General features: G+C 39.6%; 9 protein-coding genes. All 9 read right to left on the bottom strand.

What is annotated here, in order from left to right:
• Nucleotides 1-412: 412 nt before the first annotated feature.
• Nucleotides 413-1,555 carry a hypothetical protein gene (locus tag ACXAF9_RS07450; protein WP_475072396.1) on the bottom strand — a complete coding sequence of 381 codons (1,143 nt, stop codon included), beginning with the start codon at nucleotides 1,553-1,555 and terminating at the stop codon, nucleotides 413-415.
• A 12-nt stretch (nucleotides 1,556-1,567) separates the two neighbouring features.
• A complete protein-coding gene (locus ACXAF9_RS07445; RefSeq protein ID WP_475072392.1) occupies nucleotides 1,568-2,638 on the bottom strand; it encodes a hypothetical protein in 1,071 nt (356 codons plus the stop codon).
• A 79-nt stretch (nucleotides 2,639-2,717) separates the two neighbouring features.
• A complete protein-coding gene (locus ACXAF9_RS07440; protein WP_475072389.1) occupies nucleotides 2,718-3,794 on the bottom strand; it encodes a hypothetical protein in 1,077 nt (358 codons plus the stop codon).
• Between the two features lie 79 nt (nucleotides 3,795-3,873).
• Entirely contained in the window at nucleotides 3,874-4,944 is a 1,071-nt protein-coding gene (locus ACXAF9_RS07435; RefSeq protein ID WP_475072386.1) for a hypothetical protein, read from the bottom strand.
• Nucleotides 4,945-4,949: 5 nt separating this feature from the next.
• Nucleotides 4,950-6,617, bottom strand: coding sequence for a PAAR-like domain-containing protein (locus ACXAF9_RS07430; RefSeq protein ID WP_475072383.1), 1,668 nt, complete (start codon nucleotides 6,615-6,617; stop codon nucleotides 4,950-4,952).
• Between the two features lie 2 nt (nucleotides 6,618-6,619).
• Complete coding sequence (locus ACXAF9_RS07425) at nucleotides 6,620-7,630, bottom strand: hypothetical protein (RefSeq protein ID WP_475072380.1); 1,011 nt, start codon at nucleotides 7,628-7,630, stop codon at nucleotides 6,620-6,622.
• Between the two features lie 8 nt (nucleotides 7,631-7,638).
• Nucleotides 7,639-8,712: a DUF2169 family type VI secretion system accessory protein gene (locus ACXAF9_RS07420; protein ID WP_475072378.1), complete on the bottom strand. Its 1,074-nt coding sequence runs from the start codon at nucleotides 8,710-8,712 to the stop codon at nucleotides 7,639-7,641.
• Complete coding sequence (locus ACXAF9_RS07415; protein WP_475072376.1) at nucleotides 8,712-9,176, bottom strand: DUF6484 domain-containing protein; 465 nt, start codon at nucleotides 9,174-9,176, stop codon at nucleotides 8,712-8,714. Before ACXAF9_RS07415 ends, ACXAF9_RS07420 begins: the two co-directional genes overlap by 1 nt.
• Nucleotides 9,177-11,228: a type VI secretion system Vgr family protein gene (locus ACXAF9_RS07410; RefSeq protein ID WP_475072373.1), complete on the bottom strand. Its 2,052-nt coding sequence runs from the start codon at nucleotides 11,226-11,228 to the stop codon at nucleotides 9,177-9,179. It abuts the gene before it with no gap.
• Between the last annotated feature and the right edge of the window lie 47 nt (nucleotides 11,229-11,275).

Raw genomic sequence — 11,275 nt, 5'->3', positions numbered from 1 at the left:
TCCTCCAGCCTGGGTCGGAACATATCGTTTTGCGGTTCTGAAAGCTTCTTCTTCGGTTTCATAAATCAACGATTCTGCAACTATTTGGGCCCTGAAGGGCAAAAAAAGCGGGTTTTCCATAATCGAACCGCATTATAAACCACTATAAATCATACGGTTACGTATTTTTCAGGGGCGACTATTTAATGAAAAGATCTGAGCTTTATCAGTGTCAAAGATGATTTGCTTATGCTTTCTGGCTCTACTGAAGCTGCAATATATGACGGAGAAAAATGGGAAATCATCATTAGTCCGAATTTCAAAGAGAACGGTGAGTTATCATCTGGATTTTCTAAGTCAAAGTAATGATGGATGATTCACAGGAATTAATTAAGTGAAGAAGAGTACATAAACTTCGTTATGCTAAAATACTTTATTCAGAAACTAACTTAAACCTGAAATCTTTGAGGTCCCATTCACTATTTCTAGCCGCTAGATAATGATTAGCAAAATGCCTATGTGCTTGTGTACCAGAATTCCATAAATACAACATCGTTGATGAATCCATTTTTAAACCAAAGATCATTTCGCTAGGGTAATTTTTTTCATTATTGGTCCACCACTTACTTAATCTATCAGAATCAGGGTAAGTGGATAAATCGAAAAAATCTTCACTAATTGGCTGCTCTACATCTTTAGTTAACCCCTCGCTTTCAAGATTCAAACCAAGCATATACTCTAGATAGTCAAGAACGTTATCACTTATATCCTCTGAATAAGAGATAAGGTTTGGGATAAAATCTTTAGCACCAGAGAAACATATAGCAGTGCACTTAATATTATTTTTCAAATTCGAATCTAGCAAGTCAGAAATCAACGACTTTTTATACTCATAGTCAGAAGAAGCCATGATTGAAGTGAGTAATAATTGATAATTATCTTCATCTATATGACGAATCAAAGTGTCTATATACTGGCTACTGCCTTGCAAGACCAGGCATTCAGATGCGGCAAGCTTAATCTTAACATCATCGTGCAGAGCCAGCTCAGATAGATATTGAAAGGCATATTTTGCAAGAGATTTGTTAAAGTAAAAATACTTTATTGCGCCTAAAAGAATATCTTTGGATGAAGAATTTAGACACTCTATCGCATCATCAAAATATTGATTCAAATGCAACGCGCCAGCGACTTCAAGTCCAACAGAGATCAAACTGGAATTTTCACAGTTTATTAGATAATTAATAATACAGCTTTTGTTTGAAAAATAAATAGCTGAGATCAACTCATCTCGTAAGCTTTCAAGGTAATAACCAGGGATTTCCTGATGCTTATCCTTTTCAATCAAATATCTAAAAATAAAAAAATGAGTGCCAATATCAGACTTGTCAAAGAAAGAATTTATCTGATTAGGATGAAAACTATTAACCAATGTAGAACATTGATCTAAATCACGGTCAATTTTTTCGAAATTCTTTTTCCCTAACGTATAATCAAATAACGAAGAGTGCCGATAGAACCATTTAAAAGGCGCATCGTATTTTATCTGCTCACTGATTAATGGTGATAATGGCACATTAACTCCCTATTACTTACTGTCTTTCTTTAACTGGTCTCGAATGTCTTGCAGTGCATCAACAATATCTTCGGCATTTTGATGCATTTGCTCTAATAAAAAAGCTCTCTCACGGTCCGAAGGTCCACCGCCATAAATCACTTTCCATTGTTCGCCGTCAAAAATAGCAACTTTATATTCGCTTACGCACATCATTAAACCGTGACCTACATCCATTCTCTTTGCCGCAAACGGCGATATCTGCCCCTCAAAATCGTATTTTTTATATTCTAATGTAGGCGAATTTTCATCTATAACAAAAACACCCTTTTCACTACCAAAAAAGATTCGGCCTTTATAATTAACCGCAGAGAAAAACGTGGAATTCTTAAATTGACCAGATTCCTTAACTTCCATATACGATTCCCACTCATCGTCTCGACCTCTAACAATCATGCCCCACGCTCCACCGATGTAGACATATCCATCAGAAGCACAGCAGACACATTTGGGCATAAAAGGCCCATCAGTTACGTCGAGTTGATGCCATTCTTCACCATCATATCTCCAGATATCTGGATCCCCACCGACTGCATATAGATCATTTTCATGAAAACCATCTAGATCTGAGAAACCTTCAAAAGAAAGATCCTCACTTTGGATAGATTTGCTAATAAGCAACCAATTATCAGGCCCTATCCTTTTTGTAACAATACGAGCACCACCAACTCCAAAAATAGTTCCATTAATATTTACAAGGTTCTCTACCCAAAGATATTGTTCTAATGTCGACTCACGTTGTTTATTATCACCAAGTCCACCATAGAAAATCTCACCTGTATTATCTGAGAGAATGTATTCTCTCTTTACAGTGTTAACCACTCTTGAGTTATAGAAACTATTTTCTGGAAATACCCTATCACCCCAAGTTGGGCCATCATCGTACTGTTTATTCGGATTATAGAAACCAACTTTTGTACGGCCACGATTTGAGTAATAATTAAACTCATCTTCAGATAGACGCTCTTCAGCACACACCACATAATAGTCAACATCACAAATAGCACAGTCATAAATTATATAGTTTTCAAATATATCGGACATAAGACTATTGAGCTTTATTTTATAGATTCACTTTGGCTATCTAAAATCGCTAATGGAAATGCTGGGATACATCTATCTATTACTTACTGTCTTTCTTTAACTGGTCTCGAATGTCTTGCAGTGCATCAACAATATCTTCGGCATTTTGATGCATTTGTTCTAGTAAGAAGGCTCTTTCACGGTCTGAAGGTCCACCGCCATAAATAACCTTCCATTGCTCTCCATCATAGATCGCTACTTTATATTCGCTTACGCACATCATTAAACCGTAACCAACATCCATTCTCTTTGCCGCAAACGGCGATATCTGCCCCTCAAAATCGTATTTTTTGTACTCTAGTTTTGGTGAGTTTTCATCTAAGACAAAAACCCCATCCTCACTACCAAAGAAGATACGGCCTTTATAATTAACCGCAGAGAAAAACGTGGAGTTTTTAAACTGACCAGAATCATTAACTTCCATATACGATTCCCACTCATCATCGCGACCTCTAACAATCATACCCCACGCACCACCGATGTAGACATATCCATCAGAAGCACAGCAGACACATTTGGGCATAAAAGGCCCATCAGTCACATCGAGTTGATGCCATTCTTCACCATCGTAGCTCCAGATATCAGGATCGCCACCGACTGCGTATAAATCATTTTCATGAAAACCATCTAGATCTGAAAAACCATCATACACAATTTCATCAGTTTTATTTTGTATAGACTCACTAAGCAATACCCAATTATTAGGCCCAATTCTTTTTGTAATCTTTCGAGCCGCGCCGACTCCAAAAACAGCCCCATTGATATTGACAAGATCCTTAACTCTTAAAAATTTTGATAAAGTAGCTTCTCTGTGTTTATTATCTCCTAGCCCAGCATAAAAAATCTCACCTGTGTTATCGGAAAGGATATATTCACTGTCCGCCGTATTGACCACACGAGAGTTATAGAAGCTATTTTCGGGAAATATTCGCCCTCCCCAGCTTGGTTCACCTCCATCTTGGTCATTTGGGTCGTAGAAACCAACTTGAGTGCGACCACGATTCGAATAATAGTCGAACTCATCCTCAGGTAAGCGTTCTTCCGCACAAATAACGTAATAGTCCACATCACAAATGGCACAGTCATAAATTATGTAGTTTTCAAATATATCGGACATAAGACTATTGAGCTTTATTTTATAGATTCACTTTGGCTATCTAAAATCGCTAATGAAAATGCTGGCATACATATATCTATTACTTACTGTCTTTCTTTAACTGGTCGCGAATGTCTTGCAGTGCATCAACAATATCTTCGGCATTTTGATGCATTTGTTCTAGTAAGAAGGCTCTTTCACGGTCCGAAGGGCCACCGCCATAAATCACTTTCCATTGTTCGCCGTCGAAAATAGCAACTTTATATTCGCTTACGCACATCATTAAACCGTAACCAACATCCATCCTCTTTGCCGCAAATGGCGATATCTGCCCCTCAAAATCGTATTTTTTGTACTCTAGTTTTGGTGAGTTTTCATCTAAGACAAAAACACCATCTTCGCTACCAAAAAAGATACGACCTTTATAATTAACCGCAGAGAAAAACGTGGAGTTTTTAAACTGACCAGAATCATTAACTTCCATGTACGACTCCCATTCATCTCCTCGACCTCTAACGATCATGCCCCACGCTCCACCGATATAGACATATCCATCAGAAGCGCAGCAGACACATTTGGGCATAAAAGGTCCATCAGTCACATCGAGTTGATGCCATTCTTTTCCATTAAACTTCCAAATATCAGGTTTACCGCCGACGGCATACAGTTCATTATCATTAAATCCATCTAAATCGGAAAATCCTTTAAACCTTTCTTTTCCACCCTGAATGTCATTGCTTAATGATTCCCAATGATTAGGGCCTAGGCGCTTTGTAACTGTCCTTCCATAACCAACTCCATATATACTTCCATTTATATTTACCAATTGGTGAATTAATTGCTCTTTGGAAAGAGTATTCTCTCTATGTTTATTATCCCCAAGCCCTCCATAAAAAACCTCACCTGTGTTATCGGAAAGAATATACTCTCTACTTACAGTGTTAACCACTCTTGAGTTATAGAAGCTATTTTCGGGAAATATTCGCCCCCCCCAACTTGGTTCCTCACCGTATTGTTTATTTGGGTTATAGAATCCGATTTGAGTGCGACCACGATTCGAATAATAGTCGAACTCATCTTCAGGTAAGCGTTCTTCCGCACAAATAACGTAATAGTCCACATCACAAATGGCGCAATCATAAATTATGTAGTTTTCAAATATATCTGACATTACAATTACTCCTCTACTGCGTCACTGTCAGTATTTTCTTGACCATTATTACTAGAAGTATCTTCCTTGTTTTTATCTTCTTTCGGTTTTTTCGAACCATCTCTAAGTGTTGGTTCTGGATCACAGTCAATTTTTTCGTAAAAGCTTCTTAACTGGGCTTCGATACACTCAGGGTTGCAATGATTACCCATTTTAACGCCAAAGAAAGTATGCGGCCCAAAATCTTGAATAAGCCCATCATTATGAATTTCAACTGCAAGAGCGATAGCATCATTCATTGAAATTGATTTACCTAGCATATCTTGCACAGCTATATCTGTTACTTCATGAAAGGTCCCATGAGTTCCATCACTATGACTTGTTCCTTCTGCGCATACAACTGGCGCAGAGCGGTGAACACTTTCGGTATACTGAGGGCAATTTTTCATCCAAGCATCAGGAATAAGATGGTGCCCCGTTTGACCTGGACAACACCCACCTTTACTGCCTAGCGCATTGAACATGGTTTTGTTTGTGCTATTATCTTTTACAGTAGCATTTTCTTCTTTGCCATATTTATTTGCTTTCTGAGCGGTTTGCCATGGCGAGAGCATGCATTTACGTGAGCGTAGGCATTTATTATCTTTAATATACTCTTTCATTGACTCACGGACTTTTTCCCAAAATTCGCTTTTGGTTATTTCGCCGTTTTGATACTTTACCAAATCATCGTAATATCTTTTACCTGTGCTTAAAACATCCTTTAAATCATAAATCTCAAAAGCATGTGAACCTAAGCCCCATAATGTCGAAAGGCCAGTAAAAAGACCATCGCCTATATTCCACACGGTTACACCAGCTTCACAAATAACCGTTCCTTCAGGCCCAACAGCCGTACACCCTAAGCCAGCCAACCATTTTGACCCAGCTCTAGCTGCGAGATCCGAAGCTTTATCTCCTACATACGTGCCTAGTGTACCAAAGATATCACTAACAAGATCATTCGCCTCATCCTCGAGCTGCTGCAGCCTTTCACCCATCGAATCTATGTCCGAAGGTTTAATCATAAGGGCTATGCAGTTTTTATCTTTCCAAGTCATATCACGGGAAGTGTCTTCATGCTTCTTAAGTGCACCTCCCGTTTTTTTCTTTCGAGATTTTCTTTTAGCCTGTCTGTTTTTAAACTTTTTATTTTCTGACTCAGATACACCGCAGTGTTTCTCAACCGCTTTTCGCTCTTCTTTACAAGCTTTTTTTCTATCAGCGGTATCGATGTAGGTCCAGTTACCAGTATTTCCTGGATCAGAGCCATGATTATGCGTCATCCGGTCCGAGTGCCGGCACACATTATAACCTTCCACTGAAACATTCATGGACCAAGATCTAAAGTACGCTTTACCTTGTATGACTCCAGACAATAATCCCATTCCAAGATTTCGGGTTGCCGCCTCGTTACCAGAGCTTGATCCAAAGAAAGAAAAGTCCTTCAATGCTACGGGCTTACCCGTTATGAACACGCTTTTACTGCCATTTTCCAGAGTATTAGCAAAACTTGTATTAGCGTAAGGGATTAAAACTCTACCTGCTTTAGGGTACGGAGGACTCCAGCACGGGTCAGGAAAAGCAGCACTGGATACACCCTCCGCAATCTTACATGCCACTTCTAACCCATTTGCAAATACTTGATTGACCATAATCAACCTCCACTTTTCAGGGAAACGAAGCAAACAGACCTTAAAGGATCGTCATTACTACTGAATAATGCTGCATTAGTTCCTGAAACATAATTATTTAAGCGGCTGTATAAGGCTAATAAAAACATGGCTATACCGCTTACCGAACCAACCTCACCAATATTTGAAGCAGGCAGTAAAAGAGGTTGATCTTTTATCTTTTTTTTAAGCCCCCGAGTTTGAACTACAGATAGCTCATCAAAAAAATATTGCTCGCCAGAAGCACTTGCTACGCGATAGCCACATTCTTCAAGCCCTATAGAGGCTGACTGCGAAGCCACCTTCAGCGCATTTGTTAATCCGGTTGCCCGATTAACTTTGTTCGACCCTAAAGGCGCATCCTCAGAATCAAAACCGACTCCTTGAATGGTTAGCTTCTTTCCAAAAAAGTCATCGTTAGCAACTACCATTGCTCCTACCGCTTCGCCTGGTATAAATCCATCACTATTAGATTCACTTAATGCTCTGTCTTTTTGTTTGATACCTGTTGCAAGATCAAAACCTTGACCCGATAGGGAGTTTAACGTTTGTGGGAATAAATACGTATCAAGCGCGATAATTAACGCGCTTGAATCAGCTCCAAGACTATCTTTTAAATCTGATACCGCTTTAAAAACGGCAACACGTCCTAAAAAATAAAACTTAACGGATTTGCCTTGCAATTCTTGCCTTTTGCTTAAATACTCTATGGTTTTTTGCTCAAGAGAAGAAAAGTAAGAGGCACTCAACCCCACTCTATTTTTTTCTGGGCAGCATACAGAAACACAATGTACATTGCTTAAATCAACGGACTCTAGTACTTTGTCTAAGTAACTGATGAGCTTACTTACACCTCGAATCTTTGATTCGCGGTCACAACGGGCTTGATTAAGATAAGAACCATTGTAGTTGAGTAACATGGCCGCACCATTAATGTCAGCACCTAATCCTAAACAGCTGTATAAATTTATATCTTTAATATACAATGCGTTCACATCTAGCCCTACCGACCAAGTGGTTTATAAGTCTTACCATACATCTTAGCGCGAAGCCATGCTCTTGATGGAGTTCCAACTTCAACGCTTTTTATCTCTTTTTTATACAGTTCAATTGGTATAACAACTCGGTGTACAATAGTAAATCTTTTAAATTCTGGCTCAATAAACAAAGTATCCGCATTTAACTTTAAAGATTGAGATTTATTACCTTGTTTTGTATATTGCAAATAGAAATTGAGATCCGGAATGCGAAACTGATCAAATCCTTCCTCTGATAAATTATTGAGCCTAATAACTTCACCACCCTTCAGATATTCTATTCGCTGATCATCCGGTGCCGATTGGTAGTACGCTAAATCAAAGTCTTCAGGTAGGAAAGGACGGATATTATCAAACCAGTTCTGGTCGTACGTCCCTGCAAGGGATAATCTACTGTGAACATTTCTGTTAATTGGACCAAAAGATGCTGGTCTATATTGCTTTCTAGGATGAGTTATTTCTTCATCTGAATAAACGATTTGAGCTACATTTTGGTTAATAATATCTTTATCTGTTGAATCAGAAAAATATCCGATACCTATAGGGTTTTCGATATACGTATCCACTTGTTGAGTGTTCTGGAAGTTTTTACTGTCCACCCCGCCGTAGGCTAATGAATAATGTATGGCTTGTTTAGTTAGAGGTTTTTCTTGTTCTATTTTCCAGCCATGATCATAAGCCCAATATCTTTTAGAAAATATCCTTAGTTCCTTTTTGAACGCATCAACAACTTCTAAAGAGCATAAAGTGGATAGAAGATTATCTTTTTCAGGATAAGCATAGGCATGTGCTATCACATCACACTTAGGCTTAAAAAAACTAAAATCATTTTCTTGGTAAAGCGGCGAGCATTCAGGATTCCCAAGATACTTATCCGAGTAGATAATCTCAATTTCATCCCCATTTAATGCTTCCAATTCTTCAGACTCGCTGGAGTATTTCCAACCAGATTTGAGGATGACAATTAAATGTTCACGGCCATCACAGTCATATGCATAATTATAAGCTACTGGGAATTTGGTGAAGTTATTAATGTCCATTAGTTAATCTTAACTGCACTGCCTTTAATATTTGCTGTACCGTAAGCAAGCGTATTAACGGTGTCGCCCTGTAGTAACACTGTTCCGACAGGATCCAAAACCGCTTTGCTTCTTCCACTTTTTATTACAATTCCATTGGAATAATTTAATTCAGCGGGTTTGCCTATTGGCAATGGCTTTTGAATAATGCCCGTTATAACAGGATCTTTAACTTTACCATTAAGGAATAGAACAACAACCGTTTTTCCAAGATCTACTTCATCTATATAAACGGTTGATTCAGCTACGTACTCTATTCCTGGATTTAGATCATGCTCAATTAACGGCCTTCCATCTTTATCAATTGCTTTTAATAATGCTCTTATGGGCATCTCGTAATGATGGGTGATTTCATCAATTTTAAGCTCAGTCTTTTTTTGATCTTTAACTAAGACTTTTTGGTTTTTTTTTAAAATGTCCATCATCTAGTTTCCAAGCACTTTTTTAGCTTTCAACGTTATAATGCCACCGGCTTTCACTGAGGTATCTTTACCAGATTTGGTTTTGATTTCATTTTCGGCTTTGATATCAATATCAACGCCTTGGATTGTAATCGTCCCATCGGATAACATATGAATGCTTGATTTGCCTGTGCGGATGATAATTTCTTCACCCACTTCGTAAATCATTTTCTGACCTACAGTATTTGTTTGATCATTTCCTACAGTATTTGTCTGATCAATTCCAACCGTATTCTGTTGCATTGCACCAATTGAATTGGCCTCATTTATACCTACCGTATGTACTCGAATCATGCCTACCGTTTTAATCTCAGCAACATTCGTAGTGTGTATACGACTATTTCGAATATGGATTCTTTCGTTATTATCAACGGTCTCTGTTCGATCATGATGCACAAACACCGTTTCATCATGATCAATCTCTTTAACCCGATCGTGTCCGACCCAATGGGACTCATCGTTTTCTACTTCGATGCGCTGATCTTTCTCGGCGTGTAGCCAAACTTCTTCTTGCCCTTTTTTGTCTTCAAAGCGCAATGCGTTGGCGTTTGCTGCGGTGCCCCCCTTAGAGGAGCGCGTCAATATACCACTTTGGGTTTTATTGGCCGGTAACTCATACGGCGGCATCTGTTCAGCGTTGTATACACGCCCTGTAATGATCGGCCTATCTGGGTCACCGTCGATAAAATCAACGATCACCTCTTGCCCGATGCGTGGCAAGAAGATGTTACCCCAGTTTTTCCCAGCCCAGGAGTGGGTTACACGAACCCAACAAGAACTGTTTTCATCGTATCCGCCGTAACGGTCCCAAGGGAACTGAACCTTCACACGACCAAACTCATCGGTGTAAATCTCTTCACCTTCTGGGCCAACAACCACCGCATTCTGCGGGCCCTGCATACGCGGCCAGCCAGTGACTTGGGGTGGTCGGTAAATGGTTTCGGACGCGATACAGCGGAAGGTATTGCTGTATTCTTTCTCTTGTTCGTCATCAACCGTAAAAGAATAGTCTTGGGCTTTGTGTGCAACCGCTAATAAAACGTACTCACCCATTTCACTTGGGGTGTCGTCGTGGCGGTCGAGTACAAAAGTATGGCCAGCACTCATGGAGCGACAGCCACTTTCACCGGACACTACATCGTAAGCAGCCTCATCAGACTCAACACGCAAACGTGTCAGCTGTTCGCCAAACGATTTATCTTCATAGCGACCAGGGTAGATAAAACGCTCAAACTTTCCGACACCCGGAATTACCATGTTTGCAGACATACTGGCCTGTAACCGATGGCTCGGTTTTTTAAAGTCGTAATCACGTTTCGCGTATTTACCGGTCATAAACTGGTAGTTGTGATACCAATTATGGATGGTGCTCTCGATAAGGGAGCCGGCCGAATAGCTAACACTGCCTTCAAAGCACTCAGAATAACCACCAATGTGGTCACTGATAATTAAGGTATGCTTGCCGTTCTCGTGGGCAAAATAGAAGTAGATCCCCTCCTCTTCAAACAGTCGAGAGAGGAAGTTGTAGTCACTTTCTTTGTATTGAACACAGTATTCACGAGATGGGTGCTGACCGACTAGTTTAAACTGATAATCGGTAAACCCATTTTCATCAAAGATCTCTTTCGCGATCTCTTGGATGGTTTTAAATTGAAAAATTCGGCAATCGGTTGTCTGGGTTAAAAACCAGAACCAAGGCACAACAGTCGCCGTATAACGGCGTAAGTTTTGTAGTTGACGCCCATCTTGTCGAAAACTGCGCACATAGCCGTTTAAGTAACGGTATTGCTCGGGTAAAAACAGGGAATCATCGTCGATCGACGAGATTTTAAGCGTGACATTTTGCCCAACTATATCACTTGGGGAGATATCCGATTGGGTTGAGTAAGCTTCAATTTCGATTTCGTACAATGAAGAGATTGCCTCTTCGCCATCTAGCCGCGTCAATAAAAGAACATCTTCTCCCAATGGAGTGTCAATCGCTAACAGACGGCCATCTTGAGTAAAATCGACCATAGACTTCCTTGTTTAATGGGTAACAGTCCTTTTGCTACCAATCGGAA

The sequence above is a fragment of the Neptunomonas sp. ABH4_499 genome (assembly GCF_056160565.1).
Note: the sequence above shows the minus strand (reverse complement) of the source record. Positions and strands in the feature narration are given on the sequence as shown.